The 19,723-nt window shown below is 44.7% G+C and carries 17 protein-coding genes; 6 read left to right on the top strand and 11 right to left on the bottom strand.

Annotation, left to right across the window (positions count from 1 at the left end):
* Nucleotides 1-93 precede the first annotated feature (93 nt).
* Nucleotides 94-819: a FadR/GntR family transcriptional regulator gene (locus DKT73_RS12480; protein ID WP_111638882.1), complete on the bottom strand. Its 726-nt coding sequence runs from the start codon at nt 817-819 to the stop codon at nt 94-96.
* 259 nt (nt 820-1,078) lie between these two features.
* Between DKT73_RS12480 and DKT73_RS12485 the strand changes: the two genes are divergently transcribed.
* From DKT73_RS12485 to DKT73_RS12500, 4 genes are all read left to right on the top strand, one after another.
* Nucleotides 1,079-2,077, top strand: a complete 999-nt coding sequence (locus DKT73_RS12485) for a TRAP transporter substrate-binding protein (RefSeq protein ID WP_111638883.1) — start codon at nt 1,079-1,081, stop codon at nt 2,075-2,077.
* 119 nt (nt 2,078-2,196) lie between these two features.
* Nucleotides 2,197-2,754 carry a TRAP transporter small permease gene (locus tag DKT73_RS12490; protein ID WP_111607072.1) on the top strand — a complete coding sequence of 186 codons (558 nt, stop codon included), beginning with the start codon at nt 2,197-2,199 and terminating at the stop codon, nt 2,752-2,754.
* A gap of 1 nt (nt 2,755) precedes the next feature.
* Nucleotides 2,756-4,042 (top strand): TRAP transporter large permease, encoded by a 1,287-nt coding sequence (locus DKT73_RS12495; RefSeq protein ID WP_111638884.1) that lies wholly within the window; start codon nt 2,756-2,758, stop codon nt 4,040-4,042.
* 25 nt (nt 4,043-4,067) lie between these two features.
* A complete protein-coding gene (locus DKT73_RS12500; RefSeq protein ID WP_111638885.1) occupies nt 4,068-4,865 on the top strand; it encodes an NAD-dependent epimerase/dehydratase family protein in 798 nt (265 codons plus the stop codon).
* A gap of 213 nt (nt 4,866-5,078) precedes the next feature.
* Here the strand turns inward: DKT73_RS12500 and DKT73_RS12505 are convergent, their stop codons facing one another.
* From DKT73_RS12505 to DKT73_RS12545, 9 genes are all read right to left on the bottom strand, one after another.
* A complete protein-coding gene (locus tag DKT73_RS12505; protein WP_111638886.1) occupies nt 5,079-6,692 on the bottom strand; it encodes a TRAP transporter large permease in 1,614 nt (537 codons plus the stop codon).
* A gap of 15 nt (nt 6,693-6,707) precedes the next feature.
* Nucleotides 6,708-7,385, bottom strand: a complete 678-nt coding sequence (locus tag DKT73_RS12510) for a TRAP transporter small permease (RefSeq protein ID WP_111638887.1) — start codon at nt 7,383-7,385, stop codon at nt 6,708-6,710.
* Nucleotides 7,386-7,540: 155 nt separating this feature from the next.
* Nucleotides 7,541-8,533: a TRAP transporter substrate-binding protein gene (locus DKT73_RS12515; RefSeq protein ID WP_111638888.1), complete on the bottom strand. Its 993-nt coding sequence runs from the start codon at nt 8,531-8,533 to the stop codon at nt 7,541-7,543.
* 258 nt (nt 8,534-8,791) lie between these two features.
* On the bottom strand, nt 8,792-10,900 hold the full coding sequence (locus DKT73_RS12520; RefSeq protein ID WP_111638889.1) for a tRNA(Met) cytidine acetyltransferase TmcA: 2,109 nt from the start codon (nt 10,898-10,900) through the stop codon (nt 8,792-8,794).
* Between the two features lie 93 nt (nt 10,901-10,993).
* The gene (locus tag DKT73_RS12525) at nt 10,994-13,012 is read right to left on the bottom strand and encodes a methyl-accepting chemotaxis protein (RefSeq protein WP_111638890.1); all 2,019 of its coding nucleotides are present in this window, start codon (nt 13,010-13,012) and stop codon (nt 10,994-10,996) included.
* A 234-nt stretch (nt 13,013-13,246) separates the two neighbouring features.
* A complete protein-coding gene (gene prpD, locus DKT73_RS12530) occupies nt 13,247-14,734 on the bottom strand; it encodes a 2-methylcitrate dehydratase (RefSeq protein WP_111638891.1) in 1,488 nt (495 codons plus the stop codon).
* 48 nt (nt 14,735-14,782) lie between these two features.
* Nucleotides 14,783-15,922 (bottom strand): bifunctional 2-methylcitrate synthase/citrate synthase, encoded by a 1,140-nt coding sequence (gene prpC, locus DKT73_RS12535; RefSeq protein WP_111638892.1) that lies wholly within the window; start codon nt 15,920-15,922, stop codon nt 14,783-14,785.
* Between the two features lie 84 nt (nt 15,923-16,006).
* Nucleotides 16,007-16,885: a methylisocitrate lyase gene (gene prpB / locus DKT73_RS12540; protein WP_111638893.1), complete on the bottom strand. Its 879-nt coding sequence runs from the start codon at nt 16,883-16,885 to the stop codon at nt 16,007-16,009.
* Nucleotides 16,886-16,918: 33 nt separating this feature from the next.
* A complete protein-coding gene (locus DKT73_RS12545) occupies nt 16,919-17,608 on the bottom strand; it encodes a GntR family transcriptional regulator (RefSeq protein WP_111638894.1) in 690 nt (229 codons plus the stop codon).
* 270 nt (nt 17,609-17,878) lie between these two features.
* On the opposite strand from DKT73_RS12545, the gene DKT73_RS12550 reads away from it, so the two are divergent.
* Nucleotides 17,879-18,139: a DUF5062 family protein gene (locus DKT73_RS12550; RefSeq protein WP_111638895.1), complete on the top strand. Its 261-nt coding sequence runs from the start codon at nt 17,879-17,881 to the stop codon at nt 18,137-18,139.
* Between the two features lie 83 nt (nt 18,140-18,222).
* Complete coding sequence (locus DKT73_RS12555; RefSeq protein ID WP_232827863.1) at nt 18,223-18,951, top strand: DUF1826 domain-containing protein; 729 nt, start codon at nt 18,223-18,225, stop codon at nt 18,949-18,951.
* A gap of 37 nt (nt 18,952-18,988) precedes the next feature.
* Here the strand turns inward: DKT73_RS12555 and DKT73_RS12560 are convergent, their stop codons facing one another.
* The gene (locus tag DKT73_RS12560) at nt 18,989-19,714 is read right to left on the bottom strand and encodes an SDR family NAD(P)-dependent oxidoreductase (protein WP_111638896.1); all 726 of its coding nucleotides are present in this window, start codon (nt 19,712-19,714) and stop codon (nt 18,989-18,991) included.
* Nucleotides 19,715-19,723: the final 9 nt, after the last annotated feature.

The following is a 19,723-nucleotide window of genomic DNA, read 5'->3' on the forward strand; positions in this document are numbered from 1 at the left end:
ATTGTTCTTACCATCAAAACAAAAAAACGCCACAGAGTGAAGTCTAATCAATGCCATGAAGATGTAAAAAATGCAAATACGCCGTAGGTCATACTATGACTTGCTGCGTTCGATTTCTCTCATTAAGGCACGATAACGTTCGCAGCCATTGTGAAGGTGCTTGCGTATTGCTTGTTGTGCGGCCTTGGTATCACGTGCCACGATGGCATCCAGAATGGCTTTATGTTCGCTGTTTAGCGTTTTTTCGATGGCGGGGTCTCGTGGCAAGCCAGCTTCTTCCCTTAGTCGAGCTCGCGGTATAGTGCGTTTTCCTAATAGCTCCAAAAAGTCGATAAAGTGTTGGTTGTTGGTCGCTCTGGCGATCGCAAGATGGAACTCAAAATCCTCTTGTTCTGCGATTTCGCCATTTTGAGCTTTTTTCTCATAGGCATCATAGCAACGATAAAGATCTGCTTCTTGGGCAAGGGAACAACGAGCCACCGCTAATGCAACCGCTTCTACTTCCACAGCAGTCCTGAGTTCTAGAGACTCTATGGTATCCGTAAGGGTCTGGGTACTTTTTTGCAGCAACAGGGAAAGGGTTGCCTTAGGTTGCGCAATAAAGACGCCAATGCCTTGTTTTGCTTCAACTAAGCCTTCTGCTTTCAATGTCGCGATAGCCTCACGAAGGACGGTACGACTGACATTAAACTCAACCATTAGATTTGGTTCGGTGGGTAATTTATCCCCTACTTTCATGCCTTGTGTATGAATGCGACGACGAATTTTTTCAGCCGTTTGTTGAGGTAAACTTGTTTTGCTTTTTTTGATCGGTGGCATGTTTTGAAGACTCAGTGTCAGTGTTCTGCTGTAGGGCTGAAATTAGGTTGTTGTTAATGTAACACATGCCTTGATGTTGGCTTAATAGGTGATTGCCATGGTTGAGTAAAAAATAGTCTAAAATTCATAGTATGACTGTTGTTTCTTTGATAGCCATTGTGTTACAAATAAATTTGTTAAGTTTATGCGTTTTTTTTGAAAAGCTGTTTCTTAACTATTTGGTGGGAAAAATTAAACGTTAGCACTTGGAGATATAACAATGATAATAAAGCTTCACTCTAAAACACTCAGAACGACCTTAGCACTTGTTACTGCTGTTTCTTCTGTCACTTTTTCCGCTCTGGCTCAGGCAGAATGGAAAGGCTGGAATATCCACAACGCCGATTACCCTGTTACGGTAGCCATGGAATCCTTCATTAAAGAAGCCAATAAAGTGACAGATGGTCGTGTTAGTGGTCGTGTCTACAACGGCGGTGTACTAGGAAGTCAGTCCGATTCTATTCAAATGTTGCAAGTGGGCGCGATCCAATTTGCGGGCTTTAATTTAGGGCCAATGGGGGAGGCGGTACCTGAGGTTAACGTGGTTTCTTTGCCTTTCATTTTTAAAAATTTGGATCATATGCATCGTGTCATGGATGGCCCCGTTGGTGATCAATTAAGTGAGGCGATGGCGAAACAAGGCATTATTTCTTTGGCTTGGTACGACGGTGGTGCTAGGTCTTTCTACAACACATCTAAGCCGATACAAACGCCAGCGGATATGAAAGGCGAAAAATTTCGTGTTATGAACAATGAATTATATGTTGGCATGGTAGAAGCTTTAGGTGGCAATGCAACCCCTATGGCCTATTCAGAAGTCTATCAATCTTTGAAAACTGGTGTGGTCGATGGTGCTGAAAATAACTGGCCATCGTATGACACGAGTAACCATTTTGAAGTGGCGCCTTATTATTCATTAACCGAGCATTTAATTTTGCCGGAGTGTTTATGTGTCAACGTAAAAACATGGAATAGTTTGTCTGAAGCCGATCAAGTCGCTGTGAAAAAAGCAGCACGTGATAGCTCCGTATTACAACGTAAGTTATGGGCGGAAGGCGATGCTCAAAGCCGTAAAAAAGTTTTAGCCTCAGGGGTTAAGTTCAACGAAATCCAAGACAAATCTGCTTTCCAAGATGCAATGAAACCCGTTTATGCTAAAGCGGTAAAAGACAATCCCACTCTCAAGAGCTTCATCGAGCAAATTCAAAATACACAGTAATGGCGATTAAAGGCGTGTAAGGCTGACCTTATACGTCTTGCGTTTCTCTTGGCGAAGCTTATTTGATGATGGTCTATCAATAAGCTTTGTTTGATGATTTTGACAGAATGAGTAGCTCTATGGATTCTTTTCACTCTAAACAGATTCCTATCAAAACCTTTTTAGATGCGCTTGCTTACCTTGCTATGGCATTGTCTGGGGTGTTTTTGGTCGTGCTTGTTGCCTCTTTTGGCTGGTTGGTATTTGGTCGTTATGTGTTGAATGATACGCCGACTTGGGTAGAGCAAATGGCTTTATTGTTGGTGACGAATATCACCTTTTTAGCCGCCGCTGTTGGTATACATGAACGTACCCATCTAAGTGTTGATATCTTGTCATTGTGTGTGCCAAAGCGGTTTAACCAGATCATTAATGTTGTGATTGATCTAACGTTACTGGCTTTTGGTGTGGCGATGTTGGTATATGGCAAAGCCTTAGTCGATTTTGCTTGGCTGCGAACAATTTCTCTATTGGGTATATCGGATGGTGTTCGCTATTTCCCCGTGGTTGCTTGTGGGGTGTTGATGTCGTTGTTTTCTGGTTATCGGGTCGTAATGGGGGTGATGGCGTTATTTATTGTAGAACCTGAGTCTGAAGCGACTGATTCACTTTCTTCACGCGTAAAAGGGGATCAGTAACATGGGATTGGCGATTTTATTAGGTTTGTTTGCATTACTTACTTTCATTGGTGTTCCTGTGGCGTTTGCTTTGGGGATGGCAGCCATTTCGGCTTTTTGGTACGAAGGTTTGCCTTTGATGATCGGCTTTCAGCGTATTGTCGCGGGCACTTCAACGTTTTCTCTTCTCGCAATTCCTTTTTTTATTTTTGCTGGTGAACTGATGTTACATGGCGGTATCGCCGCACGGTTAATCCGTCTTGCTTCGTCTGCAGTGGGTTGGATGCGTGGTGGTTTAGGTCAGGTAAATGTGTTTTCTAGCATGTTATTTGGGGGGATTTCCGGATCGGCGGTTGCGGATGTTTCGGCATTAGGCTCCTTGTTAATTCCTGTGATGAAAGAGAAAGGCTACGATGATGATTACGCCGTCAACGTAACGGTGACGTCCTCCATTGCCGGTATCATGATCCCACCTAGTCACAATATGATCTTGTACGTTGTGGCAGCGGGTGGTGGTATTTCTGTCGCCAGTTTATTTATGGCGGGAGTGGTACCTGGCATTCTTATGTGTTTATTCTTGGGATTAGTGGCGCGTTGGATTGCGATTCGAAAGCATTTTCCGACGGAGACGTTTCCCGGATTTAAAATGGTATTTTTAGCCTTTTTGGCTTCTGTTCCGGGATTGATTACCGCCGTGATTGTTGTCGGTGGTGCGCTATCTGGTGTGTTTACAGTGACGGAGTCGGGTGCTATTGGTGCAATATACGCCATCATCATCACAGGGTTAGTGTACCGTTCTTTAAGTCTAAAAGATTTTTGGATTGCGGTGATACGTTCTGTTCGAACCACAGGTTTAGTGATGATCTTAGTGGGTTGTGCGTCTGCATTTGGTTACATGTTAGCCCTATACGAAGTGCCAAGAGTATTAGCTGAGACTTTAACCTCCATCTCTGATAACCCCATTGTTATTTTGCTAATGATGAACCTAATCTTGCTTTTGTTGGGCATGATTATGGACATGGCTGCGTTAATTCTTATCTGTACACCTATCTTCCTTCCAGTGGCAATTAGTCTAGGCATGGATCCGATCCATTTTGGCGTAATGCTGATGATGAATTTAGGGTTGGGACTCTGTACGCCTCCGGTTGGTGGGTGTCTGTTCGTAGGCTGCGCTATAGGTGGCGTGTCGATTCAAAAAGCAGTGAAAAGTATTTGGCCATTTTATTTGGCGATTTTAGCCGCGCTGATGTTGGTAACATTTGTTCCAGCGGTATCAATGACTCTGCCTAATTGGATCAATGGTCTTTAAAGCTCAACGTGTTAAGGGGGCGTAAATGAAACGTATTTTATTAACTGGCGCAGCGGGTACGCTTGGCTCAGCGATGAGAAAAGCGCTAGTGGGCTGGGCCGACGAACTGGTTTTATCAGACATAGTGCCAATCACAGAGCTAAACAAAGGTGAGTCTTTTGTTAAATGTGATCTGGGGGATTTAGCGTCCGTTGTCGCGCTTGTTAAAGGCTGCGATGGCATTATTCATCTAGGTGGTGTATCTGTCGAAGGAAGCTTTGAAAACATCATGAATGGTAATCTAAAAGGAGGTTATCATATCTACGAAGCGGCTCGCCAACAGTCGGTGAAGCGCATTATTTTTGCGAGTTCAAACCATCTTACAGGCTTCCATTCTCGTGAAGAGCGGTTAGATAATAAAAGTCCAATGCGGCCAGACAGTTTATACGGTGTGTCAAAAGGTTTTGGGGAATTAGTTGCCCAATATTATTTTGATAAATTTGGTATTGAGTCTGCTTTGATTCGAATTGGCAGTTGTCTGCCTAAACCGGTGAATCGTCGTATGCTAGCCACTTGGCTAAGTGAAAGGGACTTGGCGAATTTGATTAAAAGAGTGTTTGTAGTCAATCGCTTAGGTTGCACCATGATTTATGGTGCTTCGAATAATCCATGGTCATGGTGGGATAATAGTCATGCTAATTTTATTGGGTGGCAACCACAGGATTCCTCTGCCGAGTTTGAAGAAGAAGTGCTGCGCAATGATCCGCTATTACGTTCAGATGATCCTGTGTTGCTTTATCAAGGTGGCGTTTTTGCGACGGCCGGTCATTTTGAGGATAAATGATTTACACGCTTCGGTGTTTTTTGATTCATAACGTAAGCTTTTCCTTCTTAAGATAAGTCACTTAGCGGTTGATAAGAGAATGATCGGCGTTAAGTGGCTACCATATCCTTTCTCAGTCCTTCTAATCCTATGCAAAAAAAACGCCCCGAAGGGCGCTAAACTGTATAAACTTTTTGCGTACAGTAGGGAGTACGCTGAGAAGATCAGAGAGGGTTACTGAATAATCTCTGGTCCCATTATGCTGTATGGTAGAGCGGTAGAAAGTGCTGGAATATAAGTGACCATCACTAAGAACACCATCAATACCAAGACAAATGGCATCGCAGCTTTCACTACGCGAGCTAAACTCATGCCAGTGATACTGGAAGTCACAAATAAATTGAGACCAATAGGTGGCGTGATCATACCGATTTCCATGTTTACCACCATGATGATACCTAGATGAATAGGGTCGACGCCTAGCTCCATCGCAATAGGGAACACGATAGGGGCCACGATAACCAATAGACCAGAAGGCTCCATGAACTGACCACCAATTAACAACAAGATGTTGACGGCAATTAGGAAGGTAAACCAGTTAAAGCCAACATCAAGCATCCATTCAGTGATAGCTTGTGGAATGCGTTCTGCTGATAGCGTGTGGGCAAACAACAAAGCGTTGGCAATGATAAACATCAGCATAACGGTTGTTTTTGTGCCTTCAAGCATAACCTTACGAGATTCTTCACCAAACAAAGAAGGGAAAAAACCACGCAGCATCATAGACAAGTTACGTCCCCAGATTGGTGTTCCAGCGGCCAAACAAGCACCGACGGACGCTTCCAATTTGCTTGAGCGTTTATAGACGTAAAAAATGGCGATGATCACGGACATAATAGCGCCCCACAATGCACGATCACCACCAGTCACGGTTTCACTGCTTGCGAAAGCGAAGAAAGACATGATTTCCCACACTAGGAAGAAAGATACACCGTACACCATGCCGTTAAAGCCAACACGTGCATGAGGGGCATCTTCGTCATTGGTCCAGGTTTTGCCTTTCAAAGGTCCCATATCGCGATAAACAAACAAGGCGATGAACATGGAGTAAACAGCGGCAACCACAGCGGCTTCCGTTGGCGTAAAGACACCACCGTAAATACCCCCCATGATGATGACTACTAAGAACAAGCCCCAGCCCGCTTCTTTACCACCCTTAACAATGTGACTGAAGCCTTTCCATTCTTCTGCCGGTAGGTTTTTAATACGAGCGACCACATAAATAGCCAGCATCAACATGCCGCCTGCGATCAAACCCGGAATAACACCAGCAAGGAACATACGCCCAACTGAAACGTTTACAGAGGCCGCGTATACCACCATCACGATAGAAGGCGGAATCAAAATCCCTAATGTACCAGCGTTGGCGATAATGCCGGCTGCGAAGTCTTTTGAATAACCCACTTGCACCATGCCTGCGATCGCAATCGTACCGATGGCCACAACCGTTGCTGGAGAAGAGCCAGACAAAGCAGCGAACATCATACACGCCAAAACCGACGCCATGGCTAAGCCACCACGGAAGTGACCGACACTGGCGATTGCAAAGTTGATTAGTCGTTTAGCCACGCCTCCCGTCGACATATAAGACGAGGCAATGATGAAAAACGGGATAGCCAACAAAGTATAATGTTGACCAACCCCAAACAGAGATATGGCGACAGATGACAGAGAGTCATGTGAGAAAAAAGTAATAAACAATATGGACGATAAGCCCAATGAGATACCGACCGGCAAGCCGATAAACAGCAGGACGATTACCAATAAAAAGAGAATAAGTGATTCCACAATGAAGCTCCCGCGTTAGTCTTTCAAGACGTTTTGATTTTCTTTAACAAGATCTTGTGCCTCATGGCCACTGATCAGCATGCTGCGTTTATCTCGAGCAATATCAATAAACGCTTGTAAAGAACGATAGGAAAGTAACGCTAAACTAATAGGCAGAACAACCAGCACGAGCCAACGATGCACGCGAGGACGTAAACCAAACAGCTCTTGTACGAACTCTGGATAACGCAATTCTTCTGAACCTATGCCAATTTTGAACATCTTCAACCAGTATTCAATTGCGCCACCGCTGACATTTACGCCAAGCATCGCCAACCAAGTTGAATCAAGCAAGATTAAACCATAGAGCATCGCCGCCGCGGCACCGATTAAAGACAACACTTTTGCTGTACGCTTAGGAACCGCGTTCAGCACAATGTCGACGCCAAGGTGAAGATTGGTTTTGATGCCGTAACTCATGCCCAATAAAATAAGCCAAGAGAAAGCCACCATGTTGAATTCGAGCGCAGCATCCCAGCCAGTATTAAACCCATAACGAGCGATGACCTGACCAAAAGACACCGCCATAATTGACGAAATCACTAGGATCAAAAGGTTTTCTTCTGCTCGTTCCATGACTTTGGGGAAGCGCTTTTCTAACACCCAAAGGATTAATATAAAAATAAGTAAATAAAGGTGCGGCCAATATGCCATGGGGGTCTCCTAGTATTAAGTGGACCGGTATAAAATAATAAGCAGTGTGTTGGTGTGCTTTGCGCCAGTGTAGGCTAGCGATTAGTGTTTAAAAGGACACCACACAACCACAAAAGCTGACCCGTTGGGGTCAGCTGGTTGCAAGATGAAAAAGATTAAGCGCCAGCAGCCGCGTCAATCAAATCCTTACCAATATAGCTTTCGAACTGTTGCCACACAGGTTTCATTGTGTTGACCCATTCTTGGCGCTGTTCTGGTGTTAGGTAGTTGATTTTACCGCCAGCTTTGATGATGTTATCGCGGTTTTCTTCTTCTGCCGCTTTCACACTTAAGTTGGCTTCTTGAGTGACTTCATCAGCAATTTGTGTGAATTGAGCACGATCTTCTGGGGACAGACTCTTCATGAATTCAGACGACGTCATGAACAAGTAAGCCAACAACTGATGGTTTGTATCGGTTGTGCTGTCTTGCACTTCGTAGAATTTTTGTGTGTAAATATTTGACCAAGTGTTTTCTTGACCGTCTACAACGCCTGTTTGTAGTGCGCCGTATACCTCAGAAAACGCCATCGCTTGAGGGGATGCACCCATTGCAGCGATCATTTGCTTCGCTACGTCAGAGGTTTGTACACGGAATTTCATGCCTTTTGCGTCACTAGGAACCAAAAGAGGTTTTTTGGCAGAAAAATATTTCATACCTGACATCCAGTAGCCTAAACCAACGAAGCCTGCGTAGTCATCCATTTCCAGTAATAGTTTTTTACCTTCTGGTGTCTTACTAAAACGGATGGCATGGTCCATGTCTTTAAAGATAAACGGAAGATCGAATACGCCGTATTTGTCAGTATAAGAGCCGAATTTAGAAAGAGAAGGGGCAAGCAATTGTACGTCGCCTAGTAAAAGGGCTTCCAATTCTTTTGAGTCACCGAATAGTGTGGAGTTTGGGAAAACTTCAACACACAATTTGCCATTCATTTCTTTGTTTACGCGGTCTGCGAAATTATTTGCAGCCACCACTTTAGGGTGAGTTGTACCGCCTGTTACGTGGCTGAATTTTACAACGCGTTCACCTGGATCGCAGTTTGCAATAGCAGTGCCAGCAGAAAGTGCAAGTGCCAAAGAGGTAAGAGCAAGGCTGATTTTTTTCATTGTTATAAGACTCCAAAAAACTGAATTATTATTGTTTACCTGGTTTTTAGCCTGATATTCATCGCACTTTGTAGCGCAAGAAACAGACAGAGCAAAACAGGTGACGCTAACCATACTCTTTACACAATTCATGCCAAGTCTTTAAGTTTGTTATAGGGTTTTGATTAGTAAGGATTTTTTCACTATTTTTTATTATTCAAGGATCATCGGATAGGGGGAATTGCACACATGATAAAATATAAATGGGTGGTGTTCCGCCTATTTGGCGAGCAGAGTCTTCTTTAGAAGGCTTTTGAAGCTTTGGTGCATGGCTTTTTTACCGGATAATTGCGTTTTTTGCAGTGTCTGTTTGATGTCTCGGCCCAGAGCGGCTTCAAACGCCAGTTTTTCGGTTGGATCGTTAGGGTCAATCAGCCCCTGCAAAGCGAGAGACAGCATGGCCTTTAGAAAAACGGAGCGAATGCTGTCTAAGGGACGGTGATGTTCAACAAATAAAGCGATATCTTGTAAGTCCAGCGGCGATAGTTGCACTAGGGCGGGTTGGTTTTTTTGTTGATCATGGTTTTGTTTTAAAATAAGCAGGATCAAATCCGTTGGTAAGTCGGCGTATTGCAGTAGCAAGTTAAGTAAAAAGTGTTCAATGAAACGAGTTTGCCAAGTTGTAGCCAGTTTGCTGGCTTCTTCTGTCATTGGCTTTATCATCATCAAAGAGTAGCTGCCACTGGCTTGGTCTTTAGCAGTTCCTAATCGAATTGGCGTGTAGGCATTTTTTCGCCAAAAAGACACCACATCGGGCGTTGCTGCAAAACTGGTGCAAAGAAAATCACACTGTTCAGGTGCGAGGCGTTCAAGCTGTGTCAATAGGAGACTTGCTAAGCCTTGGTTTTGCTGGTTTTGTACGGTAGCAATACGGCTAATACGCCAATAGCGGTACTCTCCAGCCTGAGCAATGCCTTCATGGGCCAGTAAGGACTGTGGTACCAAATGGCCTCTTGGGCGGCGTTTACCTTGCATGACTTCTTGACTGAGTGCTGAGGGTAAAATACCTTCTTCGGTAACAATCGCCACACTTTGTACCTTGCCCTTAACCAAGGCAAGGCATGTTGAGACAGAAGGGTCATCCAAAATCCACCGCAAATTGTCAGGTGACGTTTGATAATGTGCACTGACTAAAAGCTGGAAAGTCTCAGCCAATAAGTGAGTATTTGCTAGCCAGTCTACGCCAGTCAGCCGTTTAAAGGTGGGTGATGCTTGGACTGAGGTTTTGTGCTCGTGTTGAGGTGTTTCAATCGTCGATTCAGGTGCCGCTAAAAAGAAACAATCATTGATCCATTTTTCCAGTGGGTCATTTCCCCCCCATCGAATAGGTTGGTTCAATATCAGCATTTGCAGCGCCAAGGCTTGTGTTGTTTTCTGGCGAGCTAAGGTGTTACAGAAGCGAATACCAAAGCCTTTACCTGCGCCTTCATAACCATAATCTGTGGTGCTGAAAAGACAATGTTTGGCTTTTTCATTTAAGGCCATGAGCATAGGCAAAGGAATCATGGCGGCTTCATCCACAAAGAGAAAGTCCCAGTGACTCGAATCATTGATGAGGGCATCAGGCGCAAAAAAAGGCAACGTGGCTGTCTTTATATCCACAAAGTCTTCAAAGCGAGCTTTGAGGCTCACAATCGCATCTTGATTGGGTGCCGTGATCGCCACGCGTTTGCCGGCCATGAAAAGCTTGGCTAAGCTGTCGCCTAATAACGTTGATTTCCCTCGACCTCGTGGTGCCATGAGCACATAAGATTGGGCTTGTTCTGCCAATAAACAGGATTGGGCGTCGGCTTGTTCTTGAGTCAGGGGCGCATTGGCTTCTATAGCAGGTAAAGCAGGAAGTGCGGCTATCAGGCTCGTTTTGTTTTGGTCTTTGTAGACCCCTTTAAAAGGCGATGTCTCATCTTGCAGCGTAGTGAGCAAATAACGTTTAAAGTTTGACGGTACTTGTTCCGGTTCATAAGGCCAAGGTAGATAACGTGATAAATCTAAGTCTGTCATTGACAGCCAATCGTCATCAGGCAATGCAATGGCAAAAAGTCCTCCGCCCCGAACGGTACCGGATAAAATAGCCAGAGCACTGGCGGAAACACCATGAGTTAAATCCACCAAAATTGCATCGTAGCTGCTGCCAAGTGCCTGTTTAGCTTGCTTAAAGGAGCAAGTGGTAAATGGGGTCGCAGAGGACAAAAGGGCGCTGTTGTATTGGCTTACATCATAGGCCGCGATGAGGGGAGTGGTGAAATTTTCGCTAAGACGAAGAAAGTCAGATAACACCTCGCTGGGCGAGCCTTTTAAAATATAACAATGGCGATGGTTGTCAGACATATGAATAAAATTTCCTTGTGGTCACACTATCATACTGTGACCACAAGGCAGAGCCAAACGAAGAGTTCTGTAAGTAACTTTTTTTGGTAACTTTTAAAGATGCTTGTGCAACGTAAAAGTCGCCAAGTCTTTTTGCAATTGAGAAGCCAGTTTACTAATTTGTACGCTGTGCTCCTGCGACGTATTAGCACGTTCAAGCGTTGCAATAGCCGATTGTTGAAGTTCCTCAGAGTTCTGATTAATTTGCGTTGAAGCGACACTTTGCTCTTCTGTGGCGGCGGCCACATTATTGATGCCCATTTCAACGTTTTGAATAGATTGGTAAATTTTATTCAAAAGACTGTTGGCGAAAATAGCTTGTTGTACGCTGTTATCGACCTGATTGCGTCCTTCTTCCATATCATTTACCGCAGATCGACTGTTGCTTTGTAATTGTTCAACGACACTGCGAATTTCCTCAGTCGATTGCTGAGTGCGTTGTGCAAGAACACGGACTTCGTCGGCAACAACAGCGAAGCCTCGACCTTGTTCGCCCGCTCTGGCGGCTTCGATTGCCGCGTTTAACGCAAGTAAATTGGTTTGTTCAGCGATGTTACTGATAACCGTAACCACATCACCAATATTTTTGGAACTATTTTCGACTTCTTGAATGGTATTAGAGGCTTGACTGAATGCGGATGACAGAGCACTTACCGTATTTTTCACCTGTTGAACCGCACTATTGCCTTCTTCAGTGAGTTTTCTGACAGCAATGGACTCTTCAGAAACTTGGTTAGAACTTTGTGCCACTTCTTGGATTGAAGCCGCAATTTGTGTGATGGCAGAACCAACTTGGGCACTAGCATCTTGGCTATTATGTGCGCTGTGACGCAAATCGGTGTTGGCATCTGAGATGCCTTTTGTCGATTTTAGTAGTTCTTGGCTAGAACCTAATATGTTGTTTACCAGTGATATCAAATTATCACGCATAAGGATGGAATCATTTTGCAGTAAATCGATTTCATTTTTACTGTCCGAGTCTTTTTTATGTTTGAATCGGAAGGTAAGATTGCCTTTGCCTAATTGATTGAGTGCCGAAGAAATCTCCTGTAATGGGGCCAACGAATAACGGATGAAACCCCATAAAATTATGCTTAATAACAGTGCTGCTACGACACATATTCCGATAATTGCCCATAAAATACCGTTAATTTCTGCCTGATATTCATCATTATACGATTTTAACGTTACAACCCAATTCCAGCCTTTCACATGTTTATAAACTGCTTTTGAGGAACGAGCCGTGTCCCCTTTGCCAGCAATTTGAAGTGTATAGGAAATAATGCCGTGATCTTCTTGATACATTTTTTGAAAGGTATTTTTCAAGCTAGGAAATTCAGTATACAAATTTTTTCCTACTAAATTTGGGTGAATAAGAATATCACCTTCGTTCTTACCTGTATCTGTGACGTAAATGTAACCACTTTTGCCAAATTTCATGGCATTAATCGATTGAGCGGATGATTCAAGAATAGCAGAGTAAGGAACCATCAACTCAAGGAGTATGTTTGTCTGGTTAGGAATGCGGACGTAATGACTGATGTATTGAGTATTGTTAAGCCTCGTTTGACCAACTTGTCCCTGATAAGTTTCAACGGCTTTGATTGCGTTAACGGCATCAACAAACGTTCCCTCTGCAGGTTGACCATTTTGATCTTTTAAAGTGGTAATTGCTCTTATTAAACCCTTTGGTGTTTTAACTAATACGCTGACTTCGACTTGAGCTGAGCGAGAAAAGTCCGCGATCAATTGAGCGTTACTATCAAGAATCGCGCCGTTAAGGGTTAGGTTGGGTTTTGTTTGATTATTGTCGACCGAAATGCCATTTAATTGGTTGCTTAATAGGTTGCTGAAGCGTTCTATCGTTTTGGTGAGCAGCTGATACTTACTCTCGAGTTGCTCGGCAACCAGTTCCGCTTCTTTTTCTTGGTGACTGCTGACAATATTGTTTATTTCATGACTAAACAGTCTGTCTATTATGAATACAACAACAGTAAATATAACCAGAATACTAATAAAGGTGCCAAAACTGAGTTGTTTTGGCAGTGATGCTTTTTTAAAAACAGAGATCATATTACAAGGAATCCTTGAGTTTTATGAGAGGGGATTTGGCTTATGATGAGAGTTGTTTTTATTGTCGCTGAAAGATACAGGTAAGAATAAATGGTTACAAACTTTTGCGTTTTTTTGTTTTCAATAAAAGGTTGATGTAAAAGTTTCAGTTAGCGAATAGATCTATGAAAAAACACCCACATAAAGGGGTGTTTTTTCGTTTATCTAGGCAATAAAGTGTATTTTGATGATGGACTAGGCGATAACAAATAAATCCATGAAGCGATTTACTGCCGTATTTTCAAGGGCAGTTTGATCTTTGCAAAGTGTAAAAATGCTTTGGCATTGATGGCTTGGGAAGCGCGTGGCTAGGTTGTTTTTAAATTTCTGTTCTAACAACGGAATGCCTTCTTCGCGACGACGTCGGTGTCCGACAGGGTATTCCACCACGACTTCTTCTGTGTTTGTGCCATCTTTAAAGAAGACTTGAATGGCATTGGCGATAGAGCGTTTGTCGGCTTCTAAATATTCAGCGGTGAAGCGTTTGTCTTCGACGATCTCCATTTTGTTGCGCAGTTCATCGATGATTGGATTGACGGCATGGAAGTCGTCTTCGTAGTGCTCAGCGATTAAATTACCAAAGGCCAATGGCACGGCAGCCATATATTGCAGGCAATGGTCCCGATCGGCGGCATTCGCTAATGGCCCCGATTTAGAGATGATACGAATCGCGGATTCGTGGGTGCGAATCACGATCTTGTCTATGTCGGCCAAACGATCTTTCACCTGAGGATGTAAGGTCACCGCGGCTTCCGCTGCCGTTTGGGCATGGAATTCGGCGGGGAAAGAAATTTTAAACAAGACGTTTTCCATCACATAGGAACCGTAATCTTGTGAGAAAGAAAACTGACGCTTGTCTTCTGGCTTGATGGCTTGGTCTTTGTTGGTTTTTGAAAATGACACATCATAAAAGCCCCATTGTGGCGCCGTTAATACACCGGGAATGCCCATTTCACCGCGCATGGACATATCCGCCAAACGAACCGCACGAGAGGTTGCATCGCCCGCTGCCCAAGATTTACGAGAGCCCGCGTTTGGCGCATGACGATACGTACGCAAAGCTGAACCATCGACCCAAGCTTGCGAAATCGCCGCCATGATTTGTTCCCTGTCACCGCCCATCATTTTCGTTACCACGGCAACCGAAGCGACACGAACCAATAATACGTGACATAAGCCTACACGGTTAAAGGAGTTTTCGAGCGCGATAACGCCTTGGATTTCATGGGCCATGATCATGGCTTCCAATACATCTCGCATGGTCATTGGGTTGTCGCCCTTGGACAATCGAACTTGTGAAAGATGATCGGCGACTGCCAAAATGCCGCCTAGGTTATCAGAAGGGTGTCCCCATTCCGCCGCCAACCAAGTATCGTTGTAATCCAACCAACGAATGATACAGCCAATGTCCCACGCGGCTTTCACTGGATCGAGCGATAAAGACGTACCTGGCACGCGAGCGCCGTTGGGCACCACTGTGCCTTGTACAATGGGGCCAAGGTGTTTGGTACATTCTGGGAAGCGAAGGGCGAGTAAGCCACATCCCAAGGTGTCCATTAAACAATTACGAGCGGTATCGAGGGCTTCTTGGCTTTCCACTTTAAAATTCAGTACATAGTCTGCGATGTCTTGGATGACTTGGTCGTAACCTGGACGGTTGTTTAAATCTACGTTGTTGCTCATTTCTTATCCTTAATTGTGCAAAGTGCTCATGTGTTTGTTTTTATGGGCTTAATGACGGTCGTCGATGTCGATCCACTCGGAATGATCGGGTCCAATATAATCGGCGCTGGGGCGAATAATGCGATTGTTTGCCCTTTGTTCCATGACGTGGGCGGCCCAGCCGGTGACGCGAGAGCAAACGAAAATGGGCGTAAATAACTTGGTGGGAATGCCCATAAACCGATAGGCGCTGGCGTGGAAAAAATCCGCGTTACAGAAGAGTTTTTTCTCGCGCCACATAACGTCTTCACAACGTTCCGATACGGCATACAAGTGATCGTCACCGACGTCTTCACTGAGTTTTTTGGCCCACTTTTTAATGATGTCATTACGCGGATCACGTTCACTGTAAATGGCATGACCGAAGCCCATGACTTTTTCTTTATTGGCGAGTTTTTGCAGCAAGGCGGCTTCGGCCTCGTCTGGGGTTTTCCAGGGTTCTATCATGTCCATCGCGGCTTCGTTGGCGCCGCCATGAAGCGGCCCGCGCAAGCTGCCAATGCCGCCCGTCACGCAGGAAAACATGTCAGACAAGGTGGAAGCGCACACACGTGCGGTAAACGTGGACGCGTTAAACTCGTGCTCAGCGTATAAGATCAAAGACGCGTTCATCACTTTAGTATGAAGTGCACTGGGCTCTTTGTCGTGTAGCATGGTGAGGAAATGCCCAGCCAAAGACGGCACATTGGCATTGTGTGTATTCACGCGAACGCCATCATGGGTGAAACGATACCAATACACCACGATGGCGGGTAGGGTCGCCACCAATCGATCTGCCGAATGCAGTGCAAGAGAAGGTTGCTTTTCAAACGGCAGTTCGGGTTCCAGATTACCTAAGAAGGAACAGCCAGTTCGCATCACATCCATCGGGTGGGCACTGGCTGGAATCAGTTCTAAAACCGCTTTTAGCTCCTCTGGTAAGCACCGCAAACTCATCAATTTCTGTTCGTAATCATGCAACTGAGTGCGGTTAGGTAATTTGCCGTACAGTAAGAGGTAAGCGACTTCTTCAAAGCTGGCTTTGTCCGCCAGTACATCGATGTCGTAGCCGCGATAGGTTAATCCAGAGGCCGCTTTGCCAACGGTACAGAGTGCGGTTTCGCCTGCGCTTTGGCCGCGTAGACCAGCGCCAGAAAGTACTTTAGCCATTTTCCTGCTCCTTTTTCTTATTGTTTAGAGAAGTGTTTTGCTGCTTTTTGATTCTTATTTTTTAGGCTCTTATTTTTTAGGCTCTTATTTTCTAGAGAAGAGCGCGTCTAATTTGTCTTCGTATTCATGGTAGTTGAGAAACGCGTAAAGTTCGTTACGTGTTTGCATACTGTCAACTACATTGCGCTGATGGCCATCGTTTAATAAATGCTGATAGACATTGAGGGCGGCTTTGTTCATGGCGCGAAAAGCGCTTAATGGATAGAGCACCAAATCGACGCCAACACTGGCCAATTCTTCTTTGCTGAACAGTGGTGTTGCACCAAATTCGGTGATGTTTGCCAAAACAGGTACTTTTACGGCGGCGACAAATTCTTGGTATTGCTCTAAGGTGATCATAGCTTCTGGGAAGATCATATCGGCACCAGCGTCCACGCAAGCAATGGCACGTTCGATGGCCGACTCCATGCCTTCTACAGCCAGGGCATCGGTGCGCGCCATGATGACAAAATGAGCGTCAACTCGTGCATCGACACAGGCTTTCACGCGATCGACCATTTCGTCTTGGCTAACAATGGCTTTATTGGGACGATGGCCGCAGCGTTTTTGCTGGACTTGGTCTTCAATATGCACAGCCGCCGCGCCCGCTTTTTCCATTTGTTGAATGGTACGTGCAATATTAAAAGCGCCGCCAAAGCCTGTATCGATGTCGACCAAAAGTGGCAAGCTCGATGCTGAGGTAATACGACGTACGTCTTCTAACACATCGTGCAAATCTGTCATGCCAAGATCGGGTAAGCCATAAGAAGCGTTAGCAACGCCGCCGCCAGATAAGTAAATGGCGTGATGGCCCGTTTGCTCCGCCATCATGGCGCAATAAGCGTTTACAGCGCCGACAACCTGTAAAGGGGATTGGGTAGCGACAGCCTGTCTGAAACGGGCGCCAGCGGAAAGTCTTGTCATGATGGTCTCCTCTTATTCTTGTTTATTGTTTGGTTAACGTGAGGTAGCCGATGTGGCTTGATGCATGGCTTGCGCGAGCAATTGGCTGGCGCGGCTAATGTGACGGCGCATCAATAGTTCAGCAAGATCGCCTTCGTGATTGGCAATGGCATCGAGAATGGCTTTGTGTTCGCGTAATGCTTGGCGTGGATCACTGCGATGATCGGCCGTGTGTCGTCGATACATACGAATCACAGCGTACAATTCTTCGGTTAATAGGCGAATGAGTTTAACGTTGCCGCTGGCGTGGATGATGCGCAAGTGAAAATCGTCATTACCGCCTTGCTGCACGTAATGTTCATCTTGGTTGGCGTCTAGGTGTGCCTGATGCTTGTCGAGTAATGCGTACAAACTGCTGATTTCATCCGCTGGCATTGTAGTGGCCGCTAAGCGTGCCGCCATGCCTTCTAGTGCCTCGCGCATGGTAAAAGTATCGAGCATATCTTGGGTATTTAGCTGGATAACACGAGCGCCCACATTGGCAGTACGAGTGACCAAACCAAGTCCTTCTAGTTTTACGATGGCTTCTCTCAGTGGCCCTCGTGACACACCGTATTGCTTGGCGAGTTCTGGCTCAGAAATCTTACTGCCTTGAGGGATATGGCCTTGCACAATGGCATGAGTAAGCTGTTGAGCAATATCTTCAGACAGTGTCGCAGACTTGATCGAAATAAGGTTGTTCATAAAAGACAAATAGCTTCATTGTTGACAATGTTTCTAGTTATAGTCGGATTTTAGTGGTTTATCAAGTCAGATTGTCGACAATATTGGGTTTTTATTCTTATCCTTTAGTCTTATAAAGTGTTTTTTCATAAGTAACAATATCGTTAACATTTTGTTTATTAAGTATTTTTAGGTCTATATTTAATGAAATACACGCCTTAAGAAAGAAAGCTGTTAGAGTCAGGTTGTCGACATAACGAACGATATATAGGTAAACAGAGAAGGAAAACCATGAAAAAAATTAAAAATGAAGCCGCGTTAAGTAAAAAAGCCATCCAAGTAGGAGAGAATTACGCATTGAAACGTGGTTACCATGGTTTTTCGGCGACCATGTCGGCCAATGAAAAGACCGAAGCGATTTATCGTTTACTGGTACTGGATAAACTAATAGTGGGCTTACCTGCCGACAAAGAAGACTTGCCCAGTATGAAACACAAACTGGCGTTGTGGATTCAAAAACACTTGCCGAAAGACGATCCGTTGCTTAAGTAGATTTTTATTCGGCGATGCTTTCTTTTAAATATGTTATAACATATCATTTTATGAGGTTGTTTTTAACATTGGAGAATAGAGTCGTGAGTTTGAGTTTACAGAAAATGCCACAATCGGTTGATTTAAAAGACGCTGTGTTAACACTTGTTGACGGTGGGTCTGTAAATAAAAATGCGGCCGACAAAACGCCAAGTTTATTCGGCGTCACAAAGTCCTTTCATCAAGATGTTCTTGCCGATATCTATCAGAACAACATCAGCATGGTGATATGGCAGCGATCACTTGGAGTCATCGCGGAATATGCCCAGTCATTGTTAACATTGAATCCTACTCTGACAGTGAAACTACAGGGCGATTCAGATCATATGGCTGTTTTGCTGAGACGGCTGCTTCCAGACGCATCAGGTAAAGACGAATTTATAGACGACGTATCAGTATTGGTCGAAATGTTTGCCTGTTTGTTTGACCTTGATGAAGTTGGCTTGCGTCTGGGTGTGTTATCCAACGCTATGTGTCCACGTTTTCATGTTGATAAAATCCCTTGCCGTCTTGTGACAACCTATGCCGGAGCGGGCAGTGAATGGTTGCACGATACTCATGTGGTCAGAGATAAATTAGGTCGTGGTGGTCATGTTAATGACCATAACAGCGGCTTGCACGAAAAAGGTCGTATTAACCAACTGACTGTAGGAGATGTTGCTTTGATGAAAGGAGACACATGGCCAACGTCTTTGGGACGTGGCGTCGTACACCGATCACCATCAGCAAGCATGGAACATAAACGCTTGTTTTTAAGCTTAGACATGATCTAAACGGCCATCTGTGTTCCATTGCGTGGTGCTTTGAACGCTACCATTCAATGGGTTGGTTGTTCCAGTCAAGGTAAGCGGCTTTGTTATCCATAGTGGCGCTGTCCATTATGGCCAAAAGCTGTGTCGCGACAAAGTTTGCGGCAAAGAGTTTTTCTTTCGGTACAGATCGCTGAAAGGGTTTGGATAGAGGTGTGTCTGTTGTACCTGGATGAAAGGCGATGAGTTTGACGTTTTTTGCCCGTCTGGCGTATTCCACAGAACTGGTTTGGATTAGCATATTTAATGCTGCTTTTGAGGCTCGATAGCTGTACCAGCCGCCTGTCTTATTGTCTGAAATACTGCCTATTCTAGCGCTAAACAGTGCAACTTGGGTTGGTTTCTCGCCTTGTACTATGGGCAGCAATTTGCTTAACCACAGCATAGGAATGACGGTATTAACATGAAAAATAGCTTCTAGCTGTGATGCCCTAATTTCTTCCAATTTTCTTTCTGGCATCATGCTGGCATCATGCAACATGCCATTACAAATTAACACCTTAGTGATTTTTCCTGAATAGACGGCTAACCGCTTACATATTTGATGAATACTGTCTTCGGTGTAATCTGATTCTAGCCAAAGGGTTTTAGTGTCGCTTGATGCTTTGGGGAGATGACGGCTGACAGCAAAGACGCCAAGGCAATGTTGGTCGGCTTCCAATTTTTGTATGCTAGCTTGGGCAATAGTACTGCCTGCGCCAATCACAAGTGCGTAGAAAGAAGACATATCAAGACT

Origin of the sequence: Marinomonas shanghaiensis (assembly GCF_003259175.1) — a bacterium.
Classification (GTDB): Bacteria; Pseudomonadota; Gammaproteobacteria; order Pseudomonadales; family Marinomonadaceae; genus Marinomonas; species Marinomonas shanghaiensis.